Consider the following 25,334-nt stretch of genomic DNA (forward strand, 5'->3'; position numbering starts at 1 on the left):
GCTCACTGGACCAGGAGTTCTTTGAACAGGACGGCGTCGATCTTGGCCGGGTAGACGGTGACGTTGACCCGGCGCAGCAGCTCTTCCTTCAGCCGGTACATGCCGGCCGAGCCCTCGAGGTCGGCGGGGCGAAGCTCGCGCATGAAGACCTGGAAGGCGTCCTCGACGCGCGGCAGCAGCGGCTTGATCTCTTCGGAGGTCTTCGCGTCGGCGATCTCGAGCACGACCTTGATCTTGATGATCGGCTGGCGGTCCTGCTGGCCGCCCGGCGAGATGCCGATCATCATGTCCTTCATCTCGACGAAGCTGACGGCCTTCTTGGCCGCCTTGGCAGTCTTTTCAGCTTCAGCGGCGGCCTGCTCGGCCGAGGGCTTCTTCAGGAAGAAGTACCAGCCGCCGCCACCGAGCGCGAGCAGTGCGACAGCGCCGATGATGATGAGCTTCTTCTTGCCGCCCAGCTTCTGCTCGTCCGCGCCCTCGGCCGTCTCGGCTTCGGCCTTCTTGGGTTTCTTGGCCATGCGTATCGGGTCCGGTTCCGGAGCGGCACAGCCATCCTGGCTGGGCTATGACGTAAGGTGATGCAACAGGGTTAACGCCGCGTTAAGGGCGGCAGTTTTTGCCGGGTCGTTTCTGCCCTGACGCCGGGTGTTGCCGGGCGTTCCCGGCCTCGTGGAAACTCCTTAAATCGTTATATTTCAATAACTTGCTGAAGTTAACCATGTTGGCACGCCGATTGCGGCTGTCTCGGGGCGGAGGCTGCGCTGGGGAGCGTCGAGGCCTTCGCGGGACAGTATCGGGAGATCGGCCGTGGAGAACGCGCTTCTCGTCGGCTTGTCGCGTCAGGTTGCCCTGGCGCGTGAGCTGGATGTCATCGCCAACAACATGGCGAATGTCGGAACGAACGGCTTCAAGGCTCGCTCGGCGAGCTTCAGCGAGTTCATCATGCCGAAGGCGAGCGCCGACGCGTTCCAGCCGCGCGATCGCAACCTGTCCTACGTCATCGACAAGGGCACGCCGATCGACCTGACGCAGGGCGTGATCGAGCGCACCGGCAACCCGCTCGACGTCGCGCTGCGCGGCGACAGCTTCCTCGTGGTGCAGACGCCGCAGGGCGAGCGCTACACGCGGGCCGGCTCACTCGCCGTCAACGGCCAGGGCCAGCTCGTGACCCAGTCAGGCCAGCCGGTGCTCGGCGATGGCGGCGCGATCACCTTCGGCCCCGGCGAAAGCGATGCCCGCATCGCCGCCGACGGCACGGTGAGCACCGACCAGGGCCAGCGCGGCAAGCTGCGCCTGGTGCGCTTCGACAATCCGCGCGCCCTGACCAGCGAGGGCAACAACCTGTTCGCCTCGAACGGGCCGGCGCTGCCGGCCGGGCCGCAGGGCCGCGTCGAGCCGGGTGCGGCCGAGGCCTCCAACGTCAAGGCGGTGATCGAGATGACCCGGCTGATGGAGGTCCAGCGCTCCTACCAGAGCATGGCCAACCTGATGACCAAATCCGACGAGCTGCGCACCAAGGCGATCACCCGCCTGGCCGATCAGCAAGCATAAAAATAGAAAGGAGCCAGCACGATGCGCGCCCTTCAGACCGCCGCGACCGGCATGATGGCCCAGGAACTCAACGTCCAGGTCATCTCCAACAACATCGCCAACGTTCGCACCACCGGCTACAAACGCCAGGTCGCGCATTTCCAGGACCTGCTCTACGAGAATTTCCGCCGGGCGGGCACCGCGACCTCCGACCAGAACACGCAGGTGCCGGCCGGCACCTTCGTCGGCTCGGGCGTCAAGCCGGTCTCGACCGGTCGCGTCATGACCCAGGGTAATGTCAGCCCGACCGAGAAGCCCTACGACCTCGCCATCCGTGGCGAGGGCTTCTTCCGCATCCGCATGCCTGATGGCCGCACCACCTACTCGCGCGACGGCTCGTTCGACCTCGACTCGCAGGGGCAGATCGTCACCCGCGACGGCTACCAGGTCGAGCCCGGCATCACGGTGCCGAACAACGCGACCAGCGTCAGCATCAATTCGCAGGGCACGGTCGAGGTGCAGCTGCCGGGCCAGACGGCACCGCAGCAGCTCGGCCAGATCCAGCTGGTGCGCTTCATCAACAAGGTCGGCCTCGAATCGATCGGCGACAACCTGTTCATCGAGACCGCGGCCTCGGGCCAGCCGATCGAGGGCTTTGGCGGTGGCGAGGGCTTCGGCAACCTGCAGCAGAACTACCTCGAAGAGGGCAACGTCCAGGCCGTCACCGAGCTCTCCTCGCTGATCGCCGCCCAGCGCGCCTACGAGATGAACTCCAAGGTCATGACCGCCGCCGACCAGATGATGTCGGCGACGAGCCAGATGTTCCGCGGCTAGCGAGGCGATGACGATGATCCGCTCCCTCACCATCCTCGCGGCCTTCGCGCTGGCCGGCACGGCCTTCGCCGCGCCACCGCACGAAGGCGTGGTCGCGACCGCAGCGCTGGCGCCGCACGCGCAGCCAAAGGGGCAACCGGCGCCGGCGCCGGCCGCCCAAAAGCTGCGGCTCAAGCCCGAGCTCATGCTCACGCGCGACCTCGTCACCTTCGGCGACCTCATCTCCGGCCTGTCGGTGCAGGAGGCCGCGATGCCGGCCTTCCGGGCGCCGGCGCTCGGCGAGACCGGGACGATCCAGGTCAGCCGCATCCTCGAAGGCGCGCGTGCCGGCGGCCTGGTCCGCGAAATGACCGAGATCGAGAATCCCGGCCTCGCCCAGGTGGTCGTCACCCGGGCTGCCAGGCGCATCACCGCCTCCGACATCGAGGCGGCGGTGAAGACCGGTCTGAGCGAGCGCTACGGCATCGACAGCCGCGCCTTCGCGCTCTCCGTCGATGGCGGAGCGCCCTCGGTCGCGGTCGAGCCCGAATTGACCGGTGAGATGAGCGTGGTCGAGCTGAGCTATGACGACCGCTCGCGCCGGCTTCAGGCAAGGCTGATGGTGCCCGGCAGCGCCGCGACACGGCTGAAGCCGGTGCGCATCTCCGGTCAGCTCGTCGAGACGGTCGAGGTCGTGGTACCGCGCCGCGCCATCGCGCGTGGCGAGACGCTGACGGCCGCCGATGTCACGGCCGAGCGCCGGCCACGCGACGGCCAGACCGCCGAGCTCGTCGGCGACCTCAAGGCCGCCGTCGACAAGGTGGCGAAGCGCGCGCTGATCGCCGGCTATCCGCTGCGCAATGGCGACGTGCAGCGCGAGGAGATCGTCGGGCGCGGCGACCTCGTCACCATCGTCTACGAGACGCCCGGCCTGCTCATCACCATGCGCGGCAAGGCCGGCGAGGCCGGCGCGATGGGCGATGTCGTCACCGTCACCAACCCCCAATCCAAGCGCGTGCTGCAAGGCACGATCAGCGGCCCCGGCCGCGTCTCGGTCAAGGCCACCAGCGGCGGCCGCGTCGCCAGCGCGCAGTGAACCCAGCCATGCGGAGCTCCCACATGACTTCCTATACCTTCGTCAGACTCTCGGGCGCCGTCGCGCTCGGCCTCTCGCTCGGCGCCTGCGGCATGGCCGACCGGCTCGCCAATGTCGGCCAGGCGCCGGCGCTCTCGCCGATCGAGGACCCGACGGCCACCAAGGGCTACAAGCCCGTGCAGATGCCGATGCCGGCGATCGAGCACGCCTCCTTCGCGCCGAACTCGCTCTGGCGCACCGGCTCGCGCTCCTTCTTCAAGGACCAGCGCGCCCGCATGGTCGGCGACCTCGTCACCGTGAAGGTCAAGGTCACCGACCGGGCCCAGCTCGACAACACGACCAAGCGCAGCCGCAAGAACGGCGAGGATTTCGGGGCCGAGAACACCTTCGGCTTCGAGAACAAGCTCGACAAGCTCTTGCCCAACGGCGCCAAGGCCGATTCCCTGCTGAAGCTCGATTCGGAAGGCTCGAGCGAGGGGGCCGGCTCGGTGCGTCGCTCTGAGCAGCTCGCCACCAACGTCGCGGCGGTGGTCACCCAGACCCTGCCGAACGGCAATCTCGTGATCGAGGGCAAGCAGGAGATCAGGGTCAATTTCGAAGTGCGCGAGCTGATCGTTGCCGGCGTGATCCGGCCCGAGGACATCGAATCCGACAACACGATCGATTCGACCAAGATCGCCCAGGCCCGCATCGCCTATGGCGGCCGCGGCCAGCTCACTGACGTCCAGCAGCCGCGTTACGGGCAGCAGGTCATGGATATCCTCCTGCCGTTCTGAGAATTCTACTGGCGTGGCCGTCTGACGCGGCCGTCTGCGCTTCCGGTGCTCACGGACCAATGTCCGCTCCGCTCCGGTTCTCGACAGCCACGCCAGCCGGCTCACGCCAGCGAAGTCTCAAAACGACATTTGCGCATCGAATCCCGGCTGGTCGCGGAACGCTCCCCGCTTTCTCCGCGCCCGCCGGCGGGCGGTCTCTCCCGAGCCGCCCACTTTCCCGGCCGCCTGCGACGCTCCCCAAGCTTTCAAAGCCGGCGGCCCGAAGCCCCGCGCCTCCCGCGCGGGGCTTTTCGCTGCTCGATAGGCGAGAGCAGGCGCGACCTGCCAGAAGCAAGCGCGTCATCCCGGACAAGCCGCTTTAGATCGCCGTGCGTCCTATCGGACGCAAAGTGGCGATCTAGGCTTTTGTTATTGCATCGGACTTTTCCGAAAACCGGATTCCACTTTTCGGTCCGATGCTCTAGCGGCGCCGCTCCGGGATCCATCGTAGGGCTCCGCGCTCTATGATGGATCCCGGCGCTACGCTGCGCTCCGGCCGGGATGACGCGGAGAGGTTTTCGCGCAATCGGAACAGGCTCCAACGAAAAAGGCCTCCCGCGTCGCGGAAGGCCTTGATCCTGATGCCAGGCAGAGAGGTGCTGCGCCCTAGTCGTCGCGGAAGACGCGCTCGTTGCGCTCGTGGCGCTCCTGGGCCTCCAGCGAGAGCGTCGCGATCGGGCGGGCCTCGAGGCGCTTGAGCGAGATCGGCTCGCCGGTTTCCTCGCAATAGCCGTAGGAGTTGTCGTCGATGCGGGCGATCGCCGCCTCGATCTTGGCGATCAGCTTGCGCTGGCGGTCGCGGGCGCGCAGCTCGATGGCGCGGTCGGTCTCGGAGGAGGCGCGATCGGCGATGTCGGGGTGGTTCTCGCTCTCGCTCTGCAGCGTGACGAGCGTCTCCTTGGCCTCCTTCAGGATCTCGTCCTTCCAGGCCAGCAGCTTGCCGCGGAAATACTCGCGCTGCCGCTCGTTCATGAAGGGCTCCGAGTCGGAAGGCCGGTAATCCGCGTCCAGGGTGATCTGTTTCGACATGAGGCGCGCTCTCTGAGTGTCTGTCTTCGACGTGCCTACCGACTCTGCCTTAGCCGGGCCGCCGATTTTGCGCCCTTATAGCGATGGAGTTCGGCAGTAACAATCGCGTTCGGCACGGTTTCGTCCGGCTCGGCGAAACCTCTGTCACAAAAGCGAAATCCGGGATCGCCGGCGGGCCTCCGCTCAGCGCAGCGTGGCGAGCGCGGCGGCGATCTCGCTTTCGACGAGACGCGCGACGTTCCGGCGGTAATGGGTATGGTCGTAGAAGTTGGCCGGGTCGCGCGTGATCGGTGAGTCGAGCCGCATGTCGACCATGGCGGTGTGTGGGCGCTTGTCGGCCAGCGCCTGGAACGGCGCGCGGCAGGCGGCGTCGGCGGCAGGCTCGGCGCTGCCGGGCGCCGGCAGCGCGCTCTGGTAGACCGGCGGGCGCACCAGCACGAGCCGCAGCTCCGGCGGCGCGGTGTCGAGCATCGCCGCCAAGGCCGTCGCGGCGGGGAAGGGGCCGGTGGCATTGCCGCCGCTGCTGTCGAAATGTTTGCCGAGGCGCTGGCGGCCCGAATCCTCCAGTGCGCCCTGGATCTCGTAGCCCTCCGAATAGTCCCAGTAGCCATCGGGCCGACCGCGCTTGGGCTCGCGCGCCAGGAGATAGCGGATGCGGTGGTTCATCTCCTCGAACACGTCGAAGCGCAGCAGGCCGGAGAGGTACTCAGCGAGGTTGCGGCTGAAGAGCCAGTACGGGAAGGGCCTTTCGTTGGGCAGTGTCGGATCGGCCGTGCACCAGTAGCTGTCGATGCCGATGACCAGAGCCCGAGCCGGCTCGCGGCGATGGCGCAGGAACCAGTCGATCAGGGTCAGCGTCTCCTTCGGCCCGCTGGCGGGGGCGATCAGCGAGACGAAGGCGAGGCCGGTCTTCGCCTTGAGCTCCTCGGGCGAGAGCATCTGGACATGCGAATTGCCGAAGATCGCGGCATTGAACGCCTGGTCGCGCCCGCGGCTGGCGGCGGCCGTGCGCGGTCCTTGCATGCGCACGCCTTCCTTCAGTCGCAGCGGCGAGCGGCCGGTGTCGTAGGGATCGAGCAGGAAGACGGTGAGCAGGAACAGCGCGAGCAGCGCCGCCACGGTGGCGACGAACGCCCATGGAAAACCGGCGGCGCGGCGCGCGGCTGCCGCGTCCAAGACCGGGCCGGCGCCATGCTCCTGCTTAGAACTGGCCTGCTCAGAACTGGAAGTAGATGAACTCATAGTTGGCGTCGTCACCGATCTTGAACAGGACGAGGACAAAGAGGATGGCGGTCAGTATGGCGATCCAGCGCGCCGGCGGCAGCTTGTGCACGAGCGCCCAGGAAGTCGGGCCGATGATGGCGAAGGCGGCGGCCGGCAGCAGCGCGCGCCATTTGAAGCCGATGCCGTGCGGCGCGAAGCCGAGCATCGCCTTGTAGATGACGAGCGCGGCCTCGAAGGTCGCGGCGCGGAACAGCACCCAGCAGAACATCACGAAGACGAAGGTCAAGAGCCAGCCGAGCGGGGCCGGCATCGGCAAGTTGGCGCGGCGCCAGAACAGCGCGACGATCAGCGCCAAGCCATGCGCCGCGCCCCAGGCGATGAAGGTCAGGCCGGCGCCGTGCCAGAGGCCGCCCAGCGCCATGGTGGCGAACAGCGCCCAGACCTGCATGGGCAGGCCGTGCCTGGAGCCGCCGAGCGGGATGTAGAGGTAGTCGCGCAGGAAGCGCGACAGCGTCATGTGCCAGCGCCGCCAGAAATCCTGGATGCTCAAGCTGCGATAGGGCGCGTCGAAATTCTGCGGCAGCACGATGCCGAAGAGCAGGGCCAGGCCCAGCGCCATGTCGGTATAGCCGGAGAAGTCGAAATAGATCTGGAAGGTGAAGGCGAGCACGCCCTGCCAGGCTTCCGCGACCGAGACCGCCTGGCCCGCCGCAGCCGCCGCGAAGACCGGATTCGCATATTCCGCCAGCGGGTCGCCGAGCAGGACCTTCTTGGCGAGGCCGAAGGTCAGCAGCATCAGCCCGCGCGCGACGCGCTCGGCCGCGTCGGCCCTGAGATAGGGCCGCTCCTCGAACTGGTGCATGATCTCGCGCCAGCGCACCAGCGGCCCGGCCAGCACCTGTGGGAAGAAGGCGATGTAGAGCGCATAGCGCACCAGATCGTAGCGCGGCGCCTCGCCGCGGCGCAGATCGGTCAGGTACATCACGTGGTGGAAGGTGAAGAAGGAGATGCCGAGCGGGAGCGCGAGATCGAGCTTGGGTGCCGGCAATCCCGGAATCATTCCAGCGAGATCGGCGAAGAAGTTGAAGTACTTGAACAGCGCCAGCACGGCGAGGTTGAGCGCGATCGCCAAGGTGATCAGCCCGGCGCGCTTCGTCCTGAGGAAGGCTTCCGCGATCAGCCAGTTGATCAGGACGGAGAAGGCGAGCAGCGGGATGAAGCGCCAATCCCAATAGCCGTAGAAGGCGAAGGAGAGCGCCGCCAGCAGCGGCAGCCGCCAGCCCGGCTGGAAGCGCTCGACCAGCCAGTGCAGGCCAAGCGCCAGCGGCAGGAAGCCGAGCAGGAAGACGAAGGAGTTGAACAGCATCGGGCGGGCGGGGCTTTCGGTCGAGCGCCGCCTTAGACGATTATGACGCGAGTGTCATGTCCGCAAAGCTGCGACAGCATGTTCAGGCTGCGGCTGGCTTGGCCTGAAGACCCGCCCATTTGCCATGCCCCCGGTGGCCTCGACATAGGCTGTCGCAACCGTCGCAGCCGGCGTGCCTGCGGCTCCGTCATGGCCGAGTTGCATGAGCGTCTCCGCGACCCAGCCGGGGCTGATGAGGTTGAGGCGGATGCCGCGCCGCATGTCGCCTGCCGCGGCCTGCACGAAGCGCTCCAGGCCGGCATTGACCATGGCGCCGATCGCGCTGCCGGGCCTGAGCTCGGCGAAGGTGCCGGCTGTGAGCGTGACCGAGCCGCGATCATTGAGGTGCAGCGCGGCCAGGCGCGACAGCTCGATCTGCCCGAGCAGCTTGCCCTGGACCGCGGCGAGAACCGTGTCGGGCGTCTGGGTTTCGAGAGGAGCCATCGGTGCGTTCGCGGCGCAACAGATGACGGCGTCGAGGCCCGGCTTCTTGGCGAACAGGGCCGGGAGCGTTGCCGGCTGCCCGAGATCGACCGGCGGCGTGCTGCTGCGAGAGAGGCGGATGACCTCATGCCCTGGCTCAAGGGCGGCGCTGACGGCCCGGCCGATCGTGCCCGTCGCTCCGATGATGGCGATGCGCACGATCAGGCCTCCGCCGGGGCAAGCAGCCGAAAAGTCTCGGGATCGTAGGCGGTGAGCGGTGGGAAGCGCAGCGGCTCGGTTGCGTCGAGGGTCAGCAGCCTGCGCTCGTAGGCGCGCAGATAGCCTTGGCGCTCGCCTTCGGAGATGCGCGCCGGCTGCCAGGCGATGAAGGGCGGCAGCACGTCGAAGCCGGTGAAGCGCAGCATGCCGTTCTGGATCGGGAAGAGCAGCTTGTCGGTGTCGCCGTTGATGCCGTCGGGCGCATACATCGAAGCCGCGCCGCCGATCGTGACCGAGACCATGGCGCGCCGGCCGCGGAGCTTGCCGCGATCGTACCAGGCGCCGGCGCCATAGACCGTGCCCATGGCGAAGACGCGGTCGACCCAGCCCTTCATCAGCGCCGGCATGCCGAACCACCAGAGCGGGAATTGCAGGATCAGCACATCGCAGCCGAAGAGCTTGTCGAGTTCCTGGCGGATGTCGGGGGCGAAGCCGTTCTGCCCGGTCGCGAAGACCTCTTCGTCCTGCTGCTTGAAATAGGCCGGATCCGCTTCGGTCAGAAAGTTCGAGCGGTCGGAGCGCGCCTGCCAGCCCATCGCGTAAAGGTCGGAGACCATGACTTCGTGGCCGGCGGCAGTGAGGCAGGCCTTGGCCGTGGCGGTGAGCGCGCCGTTGAGGCTTCGCGGCTCCGGGTGGGCGTGGACGATGAAGACGTTCATGAGGCCTCTCGATCGGGAGCGAGGCCGCACGCTACGAGTAGAAATTTCGTAAGAGAATGCGGTATTATCGAAACAAGTTCATAAGCGAGTGAGATGGAATGCGCGGCAGCGAGTTCGCCGATCTCAAGGCCTTTTGTGCCGTGGCCGAGGAATCGAGCTTCGCGCGGGCGGCGGCCCGGCTCGGCGTCTCCGCCTCGGCGCTGAGCCAGACCGTGCGCGGGCTGGAGGAGCGGCTCGATGTCCGCCTGCTCAACCGCACCACGCGCAGCGTGACGATGACGCAGGCCGGCGCGGCCCTGTTCGAGCGGGTATCGCCGCTCTTCGGCGCCTTCGCGGCGGCGCTCGTCGATCTCGGCCAGTTCCGGGCGGAGCCTGCCGGCGCCGTGCGCATCAACGCGCCGCGCGTCGTGGTGCAGCACCTGATCGTGCCCAAGCTCGGCGCCTTCCAGCGCGCCTACCCTGCGATCGAGCTGGAGATCGCGGTCGAGAACCGCATCACCGACATCGTCGCCGGGCGCTTCGATGCGGGCATCCGCCTCGGCGAGCGGCTGGAGAAGGACATGGTCGCGGTCAGGCTGGGCGGCGAGCTCGGCATGGCGGTCGTGGCCTCGCCGGACTATCTCGCGCGGCACGGCGCGCCGGCGACGCCGCAGGACCTGCATCGCCATGCCTGCATCCGCTATCGCTGGCCGAGCGACGGCACGATCTATCGCTGGGAGTTCGAGCGCGAGGGCGAGGAGTTCGCGGTCGCCGTCGACGGGCCGCTGATCGTCAACGATTCCGAATTGATGATCGACGCCGCGATCGAGGGGGTCGGCATCGCCTACCTGCTCGACATCCAGGCGCGGGCGGGGCTGGAGAGCGGCAAGCTGGTCTCGCTGCTGCCGGAGTGGACGCCGCGCTTTCCGGGCTTCTACCTCTACCATTCCGGCCGGCGGCAGCGTCCGCCGACGCTGCAGGCCTTCATCGATGTCTTCAGAAGGTAGATGGGGCTCAGGCGACGGTAACTTGCAAAACGATAGTAACGTCGCTAACTCGGGCGCGTCATGCAGCCCAAGCTCCTCCCGCTTGCCGAATGCCCCTGCGCCCGCACGGTCGAGACCGTCGGCGAATGGTGGAGCATCCTGATTCTGCGCGATGCGCTGCAGGGCTTCACGCGCTTCGACGAGTTCCAGCGCAGCCTCGGCATCGCGCCGAACATGCTGGCGCGCCGGCTGAAGCACCTGACCGAGAGCGGGATGTTCGTGCGGCGGCTCTATAGCGAGCGCCCGCCGCGCTACGATTACGTGCTGACCAAGAAGGGCCGGGATTTCTTCCCGGTCATCGCCGCGCTGGTCGCCTTCGGCAACCGGCACCTGGCGCCCGAGGGCGAGGTGCTGGTGATGGTCGAGCGCGCGAGCGGGCGCCCAGTCGAGGCGGTCCTGGTCGATGCCGCGAGCCTGCGGCCGGTCACGCCTGAGACGATCACCACCATAGCCGGCCCGGGCGCGAGCGAGGGCATGCGCCAGCGCCTGGCCATGATCACAGCGACGCGCGCAGGCGCGTCCTCACACAGCGAATAGGACATTCAGATGCGTCGTATCGTCGTCACCGGCATGGGCGTGGTCTCGCCTCTGGGCTGCGGCACCGAGCTGGCCTGGCAGCGCCTGCTCGCCGGCCGCTCCGGCCTGCGCCGACTGCCCGATTCGATCGCCGAGACCTTGCCGGCTAAGGTCGCCGGCGCGGTGCCGTCGAAGGCGGAAGATAACGAGGGCGGCTTCGATCCCGACGTCGCGATCGCGCCGAAGGACCAGCGCAAGATGGACCGCTTCATCCAGTTCGCGCTGGTGGCGGCCAAGGAGGCGCTCGACCAGGCCAACTGGCGGCCGGTGAGCGAGACCGAGCAGGAGCGCACCGCGACGGTGATCGCCTCGGGCATTGGCGGCTTCCCGGCGATAGCCGAGGCGGTGCGCACCACCGATGCGCGCGGCGTGCGCCGGCTCTCGCCCTTCACGATCCCGTCCTTCCTGGTCAATCTCGCCGCCGGCCATGTCTCGATCGACCATGGCTTCAAGGGGCCGATGGGCGCGCCGGTGACGGCCTGCGCCGCCGGCGTGCAGGCGATCGGCGATGCGGCGCGGATGATCCGGGCGGGAGAGGCCGACATCGCGCTCTGCGGCGGCACCGAGGCCTGCATCGACCTCGTCGCGCTCGGCGGCTTCGGCGCGGCGCGCGCGCTCTCGACCGGCTTCAACGACGAACCCGAGAAGGCCTCGCGTCCGTTCGACCGCGACCGCGACGGCTTCGTCATGGGCGAGGGCGCCGGCCTCCTGGTCATCGAGGCGCTGGAGCATGCTGAGGCGCGCGGCGCCAAAATCCTGGCCGAGATCACCGGCTACGGCACCTCGGCTGACGCGTACCACATCACCTCGGGCCCCGAGGACGGCTCGGGCGCTCGCCGGGCGATGGAGACGGCGCTGAAGCAGGCTGGGCTGAAGCCCGGCGATGTCAGCCACCTCAACGCGCATTCGACCTCAACGCCGGTCGGCGACCGCGGCGAGCTGGCGGCGATCAAGGCGGTGTTCGGCACCGAGGGCGGTATCGCGATCAGCGCGACGAAATCGGCGACAGGCCATCTGCTCGGCGCGGCCGGCGGGCTGGAGGCGATCTTCACGGTCCTGGCGCTGCGCGATCAGATCGCGCCGCCGACGCTCAACCTCGAGAATGCCGACGAGGACGCGGCCGGGCTCGACCTCGTGGCGAAGGTGGCGCGGCCGCTGGCGATGGAGCACGCGATTTCGAATGGCTTCGGGTTTGGCGGGGTGAATGCGAGCGTGGTGTTCAGGCGCTGGCAGTAAACTAATGAGCGCGGGGAACCCTCCTGTAAGGAGAGGGCAGGGTGAGGTGTAGGCCGCAAAACCAGTAAAACTGAACTTTGCCGCGGTCAGCTCACAGCTTCAACGTCAAACGGCCGACACCTCACCCCTGCCCCCCTCCTTACAGGAGAGGGGTTCCCCGCGGGCGCTGGAATGGCCGCGGCTTCGCTCACAACGGAATATTGTCGTGCTTCCGCCACGGCCGCTCGACCGACTTCGTCCGCAGCATCGCCAGCGCCCGCGCGATGCGGCGGCGGGTCGAATGCGGCATGATCACCTCGTCGATATAGCCGCGCTCGGCCGCGACGAAGGGGGACATGAAGCGGTCCTCGTATTCCTTGGTCTGGCGCGCGATGGTCTCGGCGTCGCCGCCGCGGAAGATGATCTCGACCGCGCCCTTGGCGCCCATCACCGCGATTTGCGCGGTCGGCCAGGCATAGTTGACGTCGGCGCCGATATGTTTTGAAGCCATCACGTCATAGGCGCCGCCATAGGCCTTGCGGGTGATCACCGTGACCAGCGGCACCGTGCATTCGCTATAGGCGAAGAGCAGCTTGGCGCCGTGCTTGATCAGGCCGCCATATTCCTGCGCCGTGCCCGGCAGGAAGCCGGGAACGTCGACGAAGGTGACGATCGGGATCTCGAAGGCGTCGCAATAACGCACGAAGCGGGCAGCCTTGCGCGAGGCGTCGGAGTCGAGCACGCCGGCCAGGACCATCGGCTGGTTGGCGACGACGCCGACCGTGCGGCCCTCGATGCGGCCGAAGCCAGTGACGATGTTGCCGGCATAGGCCTGCTGGATCTCGAAGAAGTCGCCCTCGTCGAGCGTCTTCGCGATCAGCTCCTTGATGTCGTAGGGCTTGTTCGGGTTGTCGGGAACGAGCGTGTCGAGGCTCATGTCGATGCGATCGGGCACATCGAAGCTCGGCCATTCCGGCACGCCCGCGGTATTGTTGGCGGGCAGGAAGTCGATCAGGCGGCGCACCTGCAGCAGCGCCTCGACATCGTTCTCGAAGGAGCCGTCCGCGACGGAAGATTTCGAGGTGTGGACCTTGGCGCCGCCGAGCTCTTCCGAGGTCACGGTCTCGTTGGTGACGGTCTTCACCACGTCCGGGCCGGTGACGAACATGTACGAGGTGTCGCGGACCATGAAGATGAAGTCGGTCATGGCCGGCGAATAGACGTCGCCGCCGGCGCAGGGGCCCATGATCACCGAAATCTGCGGGATGACGCCGGAGGCCGCGACGTTGCGCTTGAAGACCTCGCCATAGCCGCCGAGCGCCGCCACCCCTTCCTGGATGCGGGCGCCGCCGGCATCGAACAGGCCGACGATCGGGGCGCGCATCTTCAGCGCCATGTCCTGGATCTTGATGATCTTCTGCGCGTGCGTCTCCGACAGCGAACCGCCGAACACGGTGAAATCCTTGGAGAAGACGAAGACGGTGCGGCCGTTGACCGTGCCCCAGCCGGTGACGACGCCGTCGCCGGGGATCTTCTCGGCCTTGTCCATGCCGAAATCGACGCAGCGATGCTGCACGAACATGTCGAACTCCTCGAAGGAGCCATGGTCGAGCAGGAGTTCGATGCGCTCGCGGGCGGAGAGCTTGCCGCGCTTGTGCTGCGCTTCGATGCGCCGGTCGCCGCCGCCCTTGCGCGCGCCCTCGCGGCGCTCTTCGAGCTGTTCGAGAATGTCCTTCATGGCGATGCCCCCGGAGCCGAGCGAAGTTCGGTATCCGGCTTAAGGGGCGAAGGCTGGCCTGTCCATGGCGGCGCGGTGAGGCTTTCGTGCAAAGGCCTGCTGCTATCAGGCGGCTGGCCGCGTCGGGTCGCCGAGCGTGCGGTTGAGTTCGACGGCCTGGCGGACCAGCCGGCCGACCACCTCTGGCTCGATAGCATCGCCCTGGCGCAGTTCGATCGTCGCCATCTCGTACTTGCCGCCGGGCTTCAGGCGCGGCTCGATCTCGCGCAGCCGCTTGCCGCGTCAGAAGCCGAAGAGCACGCGCTCGGCTTCGGCGCGGATGAGGAGCACGGGGCCTTCGGAGACATAGACGAGATGGGTCCATTTGATCCGCTCGTCGAGCGGGGCAACGGCCTTGACCGCCTCGCGCAGCGCGTCGACCGTGACCCGGCGCCAGCCGTCGAGCTGCGCGACATAGCCCTCGGGGTCGTCGGCGGTCGGGGCGCCGGGCGTCACGCAGGCTAGCCGTGCTTGAGCAGCAGTGCCGCTGCATCGAACTCCTTGCGCCGGATGATCCGGCGCTCGGCGGCTTCCTCGTCCTGGCCCCAGATCCCGATCTGGTAGTCCTCGTCGAGATGGGCGGCGGCCCAGGTTTGCTCGGCATCGAGCCGGCCGTCGGCCAGCGCCAGCGCCAGGATGGCCGAGCCGGTCAGCGTCATGATGTTATGCGCGCCGGCCAGCGCAAGCGGGGCAGGGAGTTCGGCGACGCGGCGGGCGACGGCCTCCAGTGCGTCAGCCGGCTGCTCGGCGAACATCACGCCCTCGGCCAGGGTGAAGCGGGCGCCGAGCGCGGCCTCCGTCCCGGCGATGATCGGGTCCCAGATGGCGCGCTGGCGCTCGACCAGATTGTCGGGCTCGCCGGCGCGGTAGCAGAGCGCGTCGCTGCCGGCATAGCGCACGATCTCGGCGCGCACCGCCTCGTGCTGGTCGGCGACGCCGTCGAGGGCCGAGTTCACCAGCCGGGTGATCGGCATCACGGCCGGGTCGATATCCTGGTCTTGCGCCTGCCATTCGGCGGCGAGCGCCTCGGCGACGGGGCGGGAGGAGACGGCGAGCGGCTTGCGGGCCGGGGTGCGCGCCGTCTTGCCGTCGAGCGCGACGTGGAACAGGCCGTCGCGTTCGAGCACGCCGGCGCTTTCGTAGAAGCGCTTGGGCAGGGCGTTGCGCATCGCCTTCTGCGCGGCGGCGACGGGGTCGGGCTGGCGCGCGCCTGGCGTGCCGAACCGTTCGAGGAAAGCATCAGTGGACATGCCCGCCCCATAGCGCATTTCGGGGCGGGCGGAAACGATAGGCGCGTAGAAGCCGTTCGGGAATTCGCTGGCGTGAGTCGATTGGCGTGGCTGTCGAGAACCGGAGCGGAGCGTACCTTGGTACGTGAGCACCGGAAGCGCAGACGGTCGCGCCAAGCGACCGCGCCAGTAGAATTCCAAGCGGCTTCTCAGAGGAGCATGCCGCCGGAGACCTCGATGCGCTGGCCGGTGACCCAGCGGTTCTCGTCGGCGAGCAGCGAGGCGATCATCGGGCCGATATCGTCGGGCAGGCCGGCGCGGCCCATTGCCGTCGAAGAGGCGACGAACTGGTTGGTCTTGGCGTCGTCGCGCACATGGCCGCCGCCGAAATCGGTCTCGATCGCACCGGGCGCGACCACGTTGACCGCGATGCCGCGCGGGCCGAGCTCCTTGGCGAGATAGCGGGTCAGCACCTCGACTGCGCCCTTCATCGAGCCATAGGCGCTCAGGCCGGGCAGCGAGAAGCGGGCGAGGCCCGAGGAGACGTTCACGATCCGCCCGCCATCCTTGATCAGCGGCAGCAGCTTCTGGGTCAGGAAGAAGACACCCTTGAAGTGGATGTTGAAGAGCCGGTCGAAATCTTCCTCCTTCGTCTCGGCGAAGGAGGAATAGAGCGCGATGCCGGCATTGTTGACGAGATGGTCGAAGTGCTCGCGGCCCCAAGTCTCGGCGAGGGCCTGCCGGACCTTGGCGACGAAGCCGTCGAAGGCGGCGATGTCGCCGGTATCGAGCTGCAAGGCGAGCGCCTTGCGGCCCAGCGCCTCGATCTCCGCGACGGCGGCGTCGGCCTCTGCCTTATTCGCATGATAGGTGAGGATGACGTCGCTGCCGCGCTTGGCCAGGCTCACGGCGGTGTTGCGGCCGAGGCCGCGGCTGCCGCCGGTGACGACGGCGATCTTCTGCGTTGATTTTGCTTCTGTTTCGGTGGACATGATCAAGCTCCAGGGTTGGATGATGTGGCCGGAGCCTAGGCCCTCGAGGGCGTTCACTTGAATGCCGGAACTCTCGAATTTCCTGCCTGATCCTCCAATTGGATTGGATGGCCGGTGCGATCCGGCTATGAATTCGAGGTGGGCCGGCAAGGCCGCCGCAGCGGAGGCCAGCTATGTCATCGAACCTGAAGGACGCGATCCTCCGCTACATCGACACGCATGACGGGGATGGCGAAGACGGAATCTACCGCACCGTGATCGACGGGCTCTTCCTGATGCGGACGAGCCACCAGGACATGCCCAAGCCGATGGTGTACCGGCCGGCGCTCTGCCTCGTCGTGCAGGGTGCCAAGCAGGTCATGTTCGGCGACGAGCTGTTCGCATTCGGCGAGATGCAGGCGCTCGTCGTCAGCCTCGCGCTTCCGGCCTTCGGCAAGGTCGTCGGGGCCAGCACTGAGACGCCCTTCCTGGCGCTTGCGCTGGAATTCGACATCGGGGTGATGCGCCAGGTCATGGAAGAGCTCGACGATCCGCCGCGGCCGGCGGCCGATGCGGGTCCGGCCGTGTTCGTCGATGCGCTCGACGGCCAGCTGGCCGATTGCTTCCTCCGGTTGCTGCGGCTGCTCGATACGCCGAAGGCCGTCCCGGTGCTGTCCCCGGCGATCATGCGGGAGATCTGCTTCTGGCTGCTGACCGGCCCGAACCGCGACAAGATCTGCAAGCTCGCCTTGCCCGACAGCCATACCCAGCGCATCGCCAGGGCGCTTCATGTGCTGCGCGACCATTTCGCCGAGCCGATCCGCATCGAGCGGCTCGCCGAGACCGCGCGGATGAGCCCGTCATCCTTCCACCAGCATTTCAAGACGCTGACCGCGATGACGCCGCTGCAATACCAGAAGCACCTGCGGCTGCTCGAAGCGCGGCGGCTGATGGTGGCGGATGGCAGCAACGTCGCCGAGGCGGCCTATGAGGTCGGCTATGAGAGCGCCTCGCAGTTCAGCCGCGAATATGCCCGCATGTTCGGCGCGCCGCCGAAGCGCAGCCTGGCCGAGCTGAAGGCGCTGCCTGCCTGAGAGACCGCTTGGGACACGCGGCCCTCATCCTGAGGAGCCGCTTTAGCGGCGTCTCAGGATGAGGGCTGGGGGGCCGCAGCCTTCACGCCGCTCGAATCCGGCCGAGGAACTGCGCCACCTCGATATCGAGCTGGGCCGATTGCGCCGCGAGCCTGTCGGCGGATTGCGCGACGTAGCTCGCAGCCTCGCCGGCCTCGGCGGCGACCCGGCTGACGGCCTCGATATTGTCGGCAGCCAGGATGGTCTCCTTTGCCGCGGCTTCGATGTTGTGGGCGATGCCGACCGTCGCCGCGTTCTGCTGCTCGACCACGGTGGCGACGGCGGCCGAAATCTCGTTGAGCGAGCCGATGGTCATGTACATCGTGTCGATGGCCCGGATCGCAAGCTCGCTGGAGGTGCGGATCGCCTCGATCTGGCTCTGGATCTCCTGCGTCGCCTGCGAGGTCTGGTTGGCGAGCGCCTTGACCTCCTGGGCGACGACGGCGAAGCCGCTGCCGGAATGGCCGAAGCGCGCCGCCTCGATCGAGGCGTTGAGCGCGAGCAGGTTGGTCTGGCTGGCGATGGTCGAGATCAGCCCGACGATGTTGCCGATGTCGTCGGCCTTGCGCGAGAGGTGGTTCACCGTCTCCAGCACGTTGCCGGCCTTGGTCGTGGTCGAGACGACGATGCGGGCGGTCTCGCTGACCTGCCGGTCGATCTCGCCGATCGAGGCCGCGAGCTCGGTGGTCGCCTGCGTCACCGCAATGACGCTGGACGAGGTCTGATGCGAGGAGAGGTAGGCCGCGCCCGAGCGCTCGGCGACCTCGGTCGCGCCCATCGTCATCTGCTGCGAGGCCGAGCGCAGCGTCTGCACGGAGAGGATGACGTCCCGGGCGATGCCGGCGATCTTGCGCTCGAAATCGTCGGCGACGGCGTGCAGCACGGTCTGCCGCTCGATGCCGGCCTGCACGGTGGCGACGGTCACCTCGTGCCTGGCCTGCTCGGCCGTGTGCCGTGCGGCGGTGGCCGCCTGCCGGGCGTCCTCCGAGGCTTCGAGAGCCTTCCGAAGATAGGCCACGGTTTGGCCGAGCGCGGCCGCCTGGACGGTGACGATGGCCGCATGCAGCAGGACGCGGTCGATATCGCCGCCATTGGTGAAGACGGCGATGGGGTGGATGATGTTGACCACGGTATGATGGGCCGCGATCGCGAGCGCTGCCGTGATGAAGATGCGCCAGTCGAGCCAGCCGGCGAGCACGGCCAGCATGGCGAAGAAGTACATGTGCATGTCGGCCTGGTAGGGATGCCGCGCGAAGGCATAGACCAGCAGCATCACCTGGCCGATCGTGGCGATCGAGCTGACCTGCCGCGTCAGCCAATGCGTGCCGCACAGGCACCAGACCAGCGTCGACAGGGCGGCGAGCGCGACGCCGCAGCCGGTCAGGAGCGTGGCGTTATCGTTCCCGACGGCATTGCCGGCCAGCGCCAGCAGGACCGGGTTCGCCCAGAGCACCGTGATGAGCACATAGGCGAAGCGGATGCGCAGCGTTTCGACATCCGTCATGAAGAGGCCCGCCAGGATCCGGTGATGCAAAGACGCGCGAAGGAAGCATCGACCACGAACCAGGCGCCGGACCTGTAGAGTTCGGCGGCATAGCCGGCGCTGCTGCCGAGGCTGATGACGAGGGATGGGTTGCCGCCGATTTCCAGCAGGCGCCCGCCTGCCTGGCCGACGGCCATGGCGACTTGCGACGCCGAGAGGCCCGGCGGGAAATAGGAGGCGACGGGGCGTCCGGGGATCGGCCAGGCCGCGATGAGGAACGCCGATAGCGCCACGAACAGGCTGAAACTGGCGCCAAAGACGATCTCACGCATCCTGCGGTCCTTCTCGACGGCTTCTGCCGCCGGTGCGAGACAACCAGCGAAGTAATCGATGTGCAACTTTCGCTTGCAGGATGCCCCGGACAGCCTTTCCGAAGCGTGAATATCCCATGCAAAAATTGGCCGCTCCGAGTATTCGGCGGGCCTGCGTCGTAATCCGCTGCAATCGCGGCAAGCAATTTCACCGATTTAACTGGCGAAGCGGTCCCGCCAGGATGGTTTGGCGTTGGGGAAGGGCAGGGCGGCAGCAGCGTGAACACCACGCGCGACCGCTCGCGCCAGCACGTCGGCGGCGGTGCTGCAGAGTTCCGCCAGCGCGAACGCGTCCGACGGGGCGCCGCTATGGCCGGTCGCGGCGGCGAAGACGATGTCGCCGTCGAGCGGGGCGTGCGCCGGCCGCAGCGCCCGGGCGAGGCCGTCATGGGCGGCCAGCGCCAGCCGCTTCGCCTGCGCCTTGGTCAGCGCGGCGTCGGTGGCGACGATGGCGATCGTGGTGTTCTGGCCGGTGCCGCCCTTGAAGCGCAGGCCGAGATCGCCGGGCGTGATCGCCGCCGGCCAGCCGCGCCCGCCGAACTCGGCGTCGCGCTCATAGGGCGCGGCCCAGAAATGCGGGCCGTCGCCGATCGTGGCGCTGCCGACGGCGTTGACCGCGACGAGCGCGCCGACGATCTGGCCGGTGGCGGCCCGCGCGCTGGCCGAGCCGAGCCCGCCCTTCAGGGTCGCGGTGGTGGCGCCATAGCCGGCGCCGGCCGTGCCGAGCGCGACATCGAGGGCGGCGGCCTCGACCGCGGCGCGGCCGAGCGCGCGATAGGGCGGCTCAGCGCTGCCGCCCTTGGCCCAGCTCTTGTCGCCGCCATTGAGCAGGTCGAACAGGATCGCCTGCGGCACGATCGGGATGCGCAGGCCACCGACCGGAAAGCCGCGCCCGCGCTCGGCCAGCGCCGCCATCACGCCATCGGCCGCCGACACCCCCCAGGCCGAGCCGCCGGAGAGCACGATCGCGTCGACATGCTCGACCGTCATCTCCGGCTCCAGCAGCGCGGTGTCGCGCGTGCCCGGCGCGCCGCCGAGAATGGCGATGGAGGCGACGGTGGGCCGCTCGAACAGTGCGACCGAGACGCCGGTGGCGGCGACGGGATCATGCGCCTGCCCGATCAGCAGGCCGCGGACGTCGGTGATGAGATTGCGCATGGCCGTCGCGAATGAGCGGAAAAGAATCGGAATGCGCGCGCGCCGGCACGCCAGTGCCACATTACGATCTTTTCATGCGCGCGCCATCGCCGGTTCAGGGATGGGGGCCCACCTTGCCATCATCGCGAACCGGCTTCGAGACCCGCTCAGCGACTTTGAAATCCGTTTGATCCACGGGAGATCATCGATGAAACGCCTAGTCCTCATTGCAGCTTCGTCGGCAGCCGCACTCGCTGCGACGCTGGCGATCGCCCAGCCGCAGCCGATCCCGCCCGTCGGCGGCAGCGAGCCGACCCGCCAGGAACGGACCGAGGAGCGCGACCTGCGCCGCGGCGAATGGCGCGAGCGCCGCGCCGAGCAGATGGCGACCCGGCTGGACGAGCGCCTGACCAAGCTGCGCGCCGACCTCAAGCTGAAGCCCGAGCAGGGGCCGCTGTTCGACACGCTCGCGGGCGTGGTCAAGCAGGGCGCCCAGCAGCGCCGCGAGCGCTGGGCCAGCATGCGCGAGCAGCGCGAGACCTTCCGCCACGCCGACATCATGGAGCGGCTCGACGCGATGGCCGGCCGCCAAGCCGAGCGCGCCCAGCGCACCAAGGTGCTCGCCGATGCGGTGCGCCCGCTCTGGACCACGCTCAGCGACGAGCAGAAGACCGTGCTGCGCCGCTCGGTGCGCGAGGCCTTCGCCATGGCCCGCCAGCGCATGGAGCGGATGCGCGAGCGCTCCGACGACAACCGCGGCGGCCGCAACGGCGACAACGACAACCGCGGGCAGCGCCGCTGGCACGACCGCGGGCAGAACAACGACGATCGCGGCTGAGCGCATTCCGGACGAATATGAAAGGGCGGCTCGCGAGGGCCGCCCTTTTTCATTGGGGTGCGCGCGGAGGCGTTCGAGAGCCTGCCGCGACATGGAAGCACCGCGAGCCGTCATCCCGGACAAGCCGCGAAGCGGCGCCGCTCCGGGATCCATCGTAGAGCGCCGAGCCCTGCGATGGATCCCGGAGCTCCGCTTCGCTCCGTCCGGGATGACGGCGAGGGTGTGAGAGGCGCCCGCGCTATCCGTAGGGGCTGGCTCCGGCAATCAGGCGCCGGTGGCGTCCTTGACGCATTTGTTGGTGAAGCTCGTCTTGGCCGCGCCCGCGAGCTTCTTGTCGACGGCCTGCTTGTCGCAGGCAGCGCCGGCGTCCTTCTCGCATTTGGTCAGGAAGCTGGTCTTGGCGGCGCCGGCCAGCTTCTTGTCCGTGGCCTGGGCGGCGCAGCTTGCGCCCTGGGCATGGGCGAGGCCGGACAGGCAGGTGAAGGCAAGCGCTAGGATCAGGGTCTTCATGGTCGTCCTCCCGAATCTGGGTGCGCCGATTTTAGCAGAGCCGGGGAGAGGGCGTTAGCGGCACGGGGCTCGCCAAGATGAGCGTGTCGATACGGGGAATGTGCAAAGCATATAGTTAATCAATTTTCACCATAATTATTCAAATTGAGTTCATGTTTAGGTCTATACGGTGCCTCGATAGCTCTCGCGAGAGGGAGGGTGTCGTGAAGATTTCATGGTTAACATGGCTGATGCGGGGCTTCATTGGCTTCGTCTTCGTTCTTTGCCTGTTCGGCCCCTATGGTCTTTCGATTCTGATCGGCTGCCTCGGCCTCGGCTGCTACTTCTACAGGAACGAGGTTGGCTCGCACCTGTAGGCAGCCTGGCGGGTCGTGAGGCCGGGCCTATCGCGCAAAAGGAAAAGGGCGGCTCTCGCGAGCCGCCCTTTTCTGATTCCGGCCAAAGCCTTGCGGCCCGGCGCTGTGACGTTGAGTCAACTCAGCGCGAGTAGAACTCGATGACCAGGTTCGGTTCCATCTGCACCGCGTAGGGCACGTCCGTCAGGGTCGGCGTGCGGGTGAAGGTGGCGCTCGACTTGTTGTGGTCGGCTTCGATGTAGTCAGGCACGTCGCGCTCGGCCAGCGTGGCCGACTCGATGACGATGGCGAGCTGGCGCGAGCTCTCCTTGACCGCGATCACGTCGCCCGGCTTGACTTGGTACGAGGCGATGTTGACGCGCTTGCCGTTGACCGTGACATGGCCGTGGTTGACGAACTGGCGGGCGGCGAAGACGGTCGGGACGAACTTGGCGCGGTAGATCACCGCGTCGAGACGGCGCTCGAGCAGGCCGACTAGGTTCTCGCCCGAGTCGCCCTTGAGGCGGATCGCCTCGGCGTAGTAGCGGCGGAACTGCTTCTCGGAGATCGAGCCGTAATAGCCCTTCAGCTTCTGCTTGGCGCGCAGCTGCGTGCCGAAGTCGGAAGGCTTGCCCTTGCGGCGCTGGCCGTGCTGGCCAGGGCCGTATTCGCGGCGGTTGACCGGGGACTTCGGACGGCCCCAGATGTTCTGACCGAGACGACGGTCAATCTTGTACTTCGCCTCATGGCGCTTCGACATGTCGCGTGTCCTCTATGGTTCGCGAGTTGAGGACCGCGCCCTCCTGTCCCCGTGCCAGCTCGCCGCGCATCCTTGCGGATGCAGATGGCGACCTGCCATTTTTTCGAGCATCGGATTTGCCCGAAAAGTGCAAACCACTTTTCGGTCCTTTGCTCCCGGGGCGACAGATCCGACTCTGAAGTGAGCGGATCACGGGTGCGGAAAAAGCCACGCGGCCCCGTTAGGAGCCGCGCGACGCCAGCCCTATAGGCGCAACAGCCGGCTCAAGTCAAATAGGCGCGGCGACAAATGCCGCGCCTTCACCAGCGCTCGCCATAGAGATAGCGGGGCTTGCGCGGCTTGTGCCAGCCGAGTTGGCGGCCGCGCTGCCAGCCGTAATGACGCCTGGGATAATATCGCCAGTTCTGGTGTTGGCCGTGCTTCTGGTGCCAGCCATGCGGCCGGGCCTGGGCCTCGGAACTTGCACCGGGGCCGACGAGCGCGAGGCCGAAGGCAAGCGCGATCAGCAGGACGAGCTTCCTCATCGCGGTTCTCCCTCCCGACCGCGGCATGTGCAGATGAAGAAGGTCGGCCCATCCGGCCGTTACGTCAATCGACTATAGCGGATAGTCAGTTCGCCAGCGGCATCGGCTCGAGCGAGACCTGGGCCAGCCCATAGCCCGCCAGCGCGATGCGGAGCGGGCCGGTGAGGCCGGCGCCGCTGGTGAAGAGCGCCGGAGCCTCGCCTGCGACGAGGAGCGGACGCGGGGGTGCCGGGCCGATGAGCTGCGTCACGCGCCGGGCGATGGCCGGGGCGGGGTCGATCCAGCTGACCGGCCAGGGCGCGAGCCGGCGCATGCGCTCCAGCAGCAGTGGGTAATGCGTGCAGGACAGCGTCACGACGTCGGTACGCTCACTATCACGCTCGACGAAGCAGGGCGCGATCTCGGCGAGGATCGCGTCGTCCTCGACCGGCTCGCCCTTGAGCGCCGCCTCGGCCAGGCCGGCAAGCCGGGTGGAGCCGACCAGCGTGACCTCGCAGGCGGCGGCATAGGTCTCGATCAGCCCGCGCGTGTAGTCGCGCGCGACGGTGCCGGGCGTCGCCAGCACCGAGAACAGCCGGCTGCGGCTCAGTTCCGCCGCAGGCTTCACCGCCGGCACGGTGCCGACGAAGGGAATGGTGAAGCGGGCGCGCAAGGCCGGCAGGACCAGCGTGGAGGCCGTGTTGCAGGCGATGACCACGAGATCGGGATGGCAGCGCTGAACCAGCCGCTCCATCACCGCAAGCACGCGCTCGACCAACTCCGTCTCGCTCAGCCGGCCATAGGGAAAGCCGGCATCGTCGGCGGCGTAGACGATCTGCGCGTCGGGACGGGCGCGCGTCACCTCGGACAGGACGGTGAGGCCGCCCAGGCCGGAATCGAAGACGAGAATCGTTGGCGTGCGCGCGATCACGGGGGAGGTGCCATAGGCCGTTCCGGCCAAAAGATCGACCCGCATCGTCGGTGCTCGTTCTGGGCAGAGCATGTTCCGCAAAAGTGGCATGCACTTTTGCGATGAGAACATGCTCAAGATATTGAGCTGGCGCGAATTCTGGTCGTTCGGCCGATTTCAGCCGAACGGAAAGCGCGCTAGCGAAACCCGGATTGGACAGGAGGCGGGTTAAGGAACGGTCAAGGAAGGGTTCGGCGGCGTGTTTCGATTTAATGGACTATGTCCATTAAATAGTTGACTGTGTCCATTAATCTGAGCGATCCTCAGGCCACGAGGAGATGCCCATGCCGAGCCCGAACCTGGCTGCGATCGCGGCGATCCGCCGCTTTAACCGCTTCCATACCCGCTGGATCGGCGCGCTCGGCGGCAGCCTGCATGGCTCGGGCTTCGCGCTGACCGAGGCGCGGGTGCTCTACGAATTGGCGCACCGCGACGATTGGCTCGCCAGCGAGCTTTCGCGCGAGCTCGGGCTCGATCCCGCCTATCTCTCGCGCATCCTCAAGCGCTTCGCTGCCGCCGGCTGGCTGGCGCGGGAGCGCTCGCGCGACGATGGCAGGGCGCTGCGCCTGCGCCTGACCGAGGCGGGGCACGCGGCGTTCCGGCCGCTCGGACAGGCCTCGCACGACCAGGCGGCGGCGATCGTGGCGCGGTTGAAGGCGGAGGAGCAGGCGGGGCTGGTCGAGGCGCTCGACAAGGCCGAGAGGCTGCTCTCGGGCGGGTTGCCGGCCAAGGCGAGGCCGATCATCCGCGCGCACCGGCCGGGCGATATCGGCTGGGTGATCTCGGCCCATGCCAGGCTCTATGCCGAGGATTATGGCTGGGACATCAGCTTCGAGGCGCTGGTGGCCGAGATCGCGGCAAAATTCCTGCGCGAGTTCAAGCCGGGCCGGGAGCGCTGCTTCATCGCCGAGCTGGAGGGCGCGCCGGTCGGCTCGGCCTTCGTGGTGCAGGAGAGCGAGGAGGTCGCCAAGCTCCGGCTCGTGCTGGTCGAGGCGCGGGCGCAGGGGCTTGGTCTCGGCAAGACGCTGGTGAAAGAGGCGATCGGCTTCGCCCGCGCCGCCGGCTATCGCCGCATGGCGCTCTGGACCAACGACATCCTGCATGCCGCGCGGGCGATTTATGTTGCGGAGGGCTTCAGGCTGGTGGCGGAGGAGACGCACCATTCCTTTGGGAAGGATTTGGTTGGGCAGAACTGGGAGCTGGAGCTCGCGGCCGGGACGTGAGCCAC

General features: G+C 67.7%; 28 protein-coding genes. 11 read left to right on the forward strand and 17 right to left on the reverse strand.

What is annotated here, in order from left to right; translation table 11 throughout:
• Positions 1-2: 2 nt before the first annotated feature.
• Positions 3-518: a flagellar basal body-associated protein FliL gene (gene fliL / locus DWF00_RS09965; RefSeq protein WP_114827425.1), complete on the reverse strand. Its 516-nt coding sequence runs from the start codon at positions 516-518 to the stop codon at positions 3-5.
• Between the two features lie 289 nt (positions 519-807).
• Here fliL and flgF point away from each other — a divergent pair, with 289 nt between their 5' ends.
• The 4 genes from flgF to flgH are packed head-to-tail and all read left to right on the forward strand — an operon-like array spanning position 808 to position 4,215.
• Positions 808-1,551 (forward strand): flagellar basal-body rod protein FlgF, encoded by a 744-nt coding sequence (gene flgF, locus DWF00_RS09970; protein ID WP_114827426.1) that lies wholly within the window; start codon positions 808-810, stop codon positions 1,549-1,551.
• Positions 1,552-1,572: 21 nt separating this feature from the next.
• Positions 1,573-2,364 (forward strand): flagellar basal-body rod protein FlgG, encoded by a 792-nt coding sequence (gene flgG / locus DWF00_RS09975; protein WP_114827427.1) that lies wholly within the window; start codon positions 1,573-1,575, stop codon positions 2,362-2,364.
• 13 nt (positions 2,365-2,377) lie between these two features.
• On the forward strand, positions 2,378-3,439 hold the full coding sequence (flgA, locus tag DWF00_RS09980; protein ID WP_181832475.1) for a flagellar basal body P-ring formation chaperone FlgA: 1,062 nt from the start codon (positions 2,378-2,380) through the stop codon (positions 3,437-3,439).
• Positions 3,440-3,462: 23 nt separating this feature from the next.
• A complete protein-coding gene (gene flgH, locus DWF00_RS09985; RefSeq protein ID WP_114827429.1) occupies positions 3,463-4,215 on the forward strand; it encodes a flagellar basal body L-ring protein FlgH in 753 nt (250 codons plus the stop codon).
• 645 nt (positions 4,216-4,860) lie between these two features.
• On the opposite strand, the gene dksA is transcribed toward flgH, so the two are convergent.
• From dksA to DWF00_RS10010, 5 genes are all read right to left on the reverse strand, one after another.
• Positions 4,861-5,283, reverse strand: coding sequence for an RNA polymerase-binding protein DksA (gene dksA, locus DWF00_RS09990; protein ID WP_114827430.1), 423 nt, complete (start codon positions 5,281-5,283; stop codon positions 4,861-4,863).
• A gap of 183 nt (positions 5,284-5,466) precedes the next feature.
• Positions 5,467-6,459 carry a hypothetical protein gene (locus DWF00_RS09995; RefSeq protein ID WP_114827431.1) on the reverse strand — a complete coding sequence of 331 codons (993 nt, stop codon included), beginning with the start codon at positions 6,457-6,459 and terminating at the stop codon, positions 5,467-5,469.
• Between the two features lie 40 nt (positions 6,460-6,499).
• Positions 6,500-7,873: an MBOAT family O-acyltransferase gene (locus tag DWF00_RS10000; RefSeq protein WP_114827432.1), complete on the reverse strand. Its 1,374-nt coding sequence runs from the start codon at positions 7,871-7,873 to the stop codon at positions 6,500-6,502.
• A gap of 54 nt (positions 7,874-7,927) precedes the next feature.
• A complete protein-coding gene (locus tag DWF00_RS10005) occupies positions 7,928-8,554 on the reverse strand; it encodes a short chain dehydrogenase (protein WP_114827433.1) in 627 nt (208 codons plus the stop codon).
• Between the two features lie 2 nt (positions 8,555-8,556).
• The gene (locus tag DWF00_RS10010; protein WP_114827434.1) at positions 8,557-9,273 is read right to left on the reverse strand and encodes an NAD(P)H-dependent oxidoreductase; all 717 of its coding nucleotides are present in this window, start codon (positions 9,271-9,273) and stop codon (positions 8,557-8,559) included.
• Positions 9,274-9,371: 98 nt separating this feature from the next.
• On the opposite strand from DWF00_RS10010, the gene DWF00_RS10015 reads away from it, so the two are divergent.
• Genes DWF00_RS10015 through fabF form a run of 3 tightly spaced genes read left to right on the forward strand, consistent with a single transcriptional unit; the run spans position 9,372 to position 12,110 of the window.
• Positions 9,372-10,259, forward strand: coding sequence for a LysR family transcriptional regulator (locus tag DWF00_RS10015; RefSeq protein ID WP_114827435.1), 888 nt, complete (start codon positions 9,372-9,374; stop codon positions 10,257-10,259).
• A gap of 60 nt (positions 10,260-10,319) precedes the next feature.
• On the forward strand, positions 10,320-10,835 hold the full coding sequence (locus tag DWF00_RS10020; RefSeq protein WP_114827436.1) for a winged helix-turn-helix transcriptional regulator: 516 nt from the start codon (positions 10,320-10,322) through the stop codon (positions 10,833-10,835).
• A 9-nt stretch (positions 10,836-10,844) separates the two neighbouring features.
• Positions 10,845-12,110 (forward strand): beta-ketoacyl-ACP synthase II, encoded by a 1,266-nt coding sequence (fabF, locus tag DWF00_RS10025; protein WP_114827437.1) that lies wholly within the window; start codon positions 10,845-10,847, stop codon positions 12,108-12,110.
• A gap of 187 nt (positions 12,111-12,297) precedes the next feature.
• Here fabF and DWF00_RS10030 read toward each other — a convergent pair whose 3' ends face one another.
• The 4 genes from DWF00_RS10030 to DWF00_RS10045 form a co-directional block, all read right to left on the reverse strand.
• Positions 12,298-13,827 carry an acyl-CoA carboxylase subunit beta gene (locus DWF00_RS10030; protein WP_114827438.1) on the reverse strand — a complete coding sequence of 510 codons (1,530 nt, stop codon included), beginning with the start codon at positions 13,825-13,827 and terminating at the stop codon, positions 12,298-12,300.
• Positions 13,828-14,109: 282 nt separating this feature from the next.
• Complete coding sequence (locus DWF00_RS29710; RefSeq protein ID WP_210207835.1) at positions 14,110-14,322, reverse strand: hypothetical protein; 213 nt, start codon at positions 14,320-14,322, stop codon at positions 14,110-14,112.
• A 5-nt stretch (positions 14,323-14,327) separates the two neighbouring features.
• Positions 14,328-15,116: an ATP12 family chaperone protein gene (locus DWF00_RS10040; protein WP_114827439.1), complete on the reverse strand. Its 789-nt coding sequence runs from the start codon at positions 15,114-15,116 to the stop codon at positions 14,328-14,330.
• A 188-nt stretch (positions 15,117-15,304) separates the two neighbouring features.
• Positions 15,305-16,087: an SDR family NAD(P)-dependent oxidoreductase gene (locus tag DWF00_RS10045; protein WP_114827994.1), complete on the reverse strand. Its 783-nt coding sequence runs from the start codon at positions 16,085-16,087 to the stop codon at positions 15,305-15,307.
• 173 nt (positions 16,088-16,260) lie between these two features.
• Between DWF00_RS10045 and DWF00_RS10050 the strand changes: the two genes are divergently transcribed.
• Positions 16,261-17,160 carry an AraC family transcriptional regulator gene (locus DWF00_RS10050; protein WP_114827440.1) on the forward strand — a complete coding sequence of 300 codons (900 nt, stop codon included), beginning with the start codon at positions 16,261-16,263 and terminating at the stop codon, positions 17,158-17,160.
• 82 nt (positions 17,161-17,242) lie between these two features.
• Here DWF00_RS10050 and DWF00_RS10055 read toward each other — a convergent pair whose 3' ends face one another.
• The 3 genes from DWF00_RS10055 to DWF00_RS10065 form a co-directional block, all read right to left on the reverse strand.
• Positions 17,243-18,703 carry a methyl-accepting chemotaxis protein gene (locus tag DWF00_RS10055; RefSeq protein WP_114827441.1) on the reverse strand — a complete coding sequence of 487 codons (1,461 nt, stop codon included), beginning with the start codon at positions 18,701-18,703 and terminating at the stop codon, positions 17,243-17,245.
• Complete coding sequence (locus tag DWF00_RS10060) at positions 18,700-19,080, reverse strand: hypothetical protein (RefSeq protein ID WP_114853017.1); 381 nt, start codon at positions 19,078-19,080, stop codon at positions 18,700-18,702. The genes DWF00_RS10055 and DWF00_RS10060 overlap by 4 nt, the downstream gene beginning before the upstream one ends.
• 129 nt (positions 19,081-19,209) lie before the next feature.
• Positions 19,210-20,211, reverse strand: coding sequence for a P1 family peptidase (locus DWF00_RS10065; RefSeq protein ID WP_114827443.1), 1,002 nt, complete (start codon positions 20,209-20,211; stop codon positions 19,210-19,212).
• 187 nt (positions 20,212-20,398) lie between these two features.
• Here DWF00_RS10065 and DWF00_RS10070 point away from each other — a divergent pair, with 187 nt between their 5' ends.
• Positions 20,399-21,028, forward strand: a complete 630-nt coding sequence (locus DWF00_RS10070) for a Spy/CpxP family protein refolding chaperone (RefSeq protein WP_181832476.1) — start codon at positions 20,399-20,401, stop codon at positions 21,026-21,028.
• Between the two features lie 264 nt (positions 21,029-21,292).
• Here the strand turns inward: DWF00_RS10070 and DWF00_RS10075 are convergent, their stop codons facing one another.
• The gene (locus tag DWF00_RS10075; RefSeq protein ID WP_114827445.1) at positions 21,293-21,538 is read right to left on the reverse strand and encodes a hypothetical protein; all 246 of its coding nucleotides are present in this window, start codon (positions 21,536-21,538) and stop codon (positions 21,293-21,295) included.
• A 203-nt stretch (positions 21,539-21,741) separates the two neighbouring features.
• Between DWF00_RS10075 and DWF00_RS29400 the strand changes: the two genes are divergently transcribed.
• Positions 21,742-21,894 carry a hypothetical protein gene (locus DWF00_RS29400; RefSeq protein ID WP_181832477.1) on the forward strand — a complete coding sequence of 51 codons (153 nt, stop codon included), beginning with the start codon at positions 21,742-21,744 and terminating at the stop codon, positions 21,892-21,894.
• A 121-nt stretch (positions 21,895-22,015) separates the two neighbouring features.
• Here the strand turns inward: DWF00_RS29400 and rpsD are convergent, their stop codons facing one another.
• The 3 genes from rpsD to murI all read right to left on the reverse strand — a co-directional run bounded on the left by rpsD (position 22,016) and on the right by murI (position 24,112).
• Positions 22,016-22,633: a 30S ribosomal protein S4 gene (rpsD, locus tag DWF00_RS10080; RefSeq protein WP_114827446.1), complete on the reverse strand. Its 618-nt coding sequence runs from the start codon at positions 22,631-22,633 to the stop codon at positions 22,016-22,018.
• 299 nt (positions 22,634-22,932) lie between these two features.
• Positions 22,933-23,157, reverse strand: a complete 225-nt coding sequence (locus DWF00_RS10085) for a hypothetical protein (RefSeq protein ID WP_114827447.1) — start codon at positions 23,155-23,157, stop codon at positions 22,933-22,935.
• Positions 23,158-23,242: 85 nt separating this feature from the next.
• Positions 23,243-24,112, reverse strand: a complete 870-nt coding sequence (gene murI / locus DWF00_RS10090; protein ID WP_114827448.1) for a glutamate racemase — start codon at positions 24,110-24,112, stop codon at positions 23,243-23,245.
• A gap of 278 nt (positions 24,113-24,390) precedes the next feature.
• Between murI and DWF00_RS10095 the strand changes: the two genes are divergently transcribed.
• On the forward strand, positions 24,391-25,329 hold the full coding sequence (locus DWF00_RS10095) for a bifunctional helix-turn-helix transcriptional regulator/GNAT family N-acetyltransferase (protein WP_245973823.1): 939 nt from the start codon (positions 24,391-24,393) through the stop codon (positions 25,327-25,329).
• The last annotated feature ends 5 nt before the right edge of the window (positions 25,330-25,334 follow it).

The sequence above is a fragment of the Allobosea caraganae genome, from assembly GCF_003351345.1.
Classification (GTDB): Bacteria; Pseudomonadota; Alphaproteobacteria; order Rhizobiales; family Beijerinckiaceae; genus Allobosea; species Allobosea caraganae.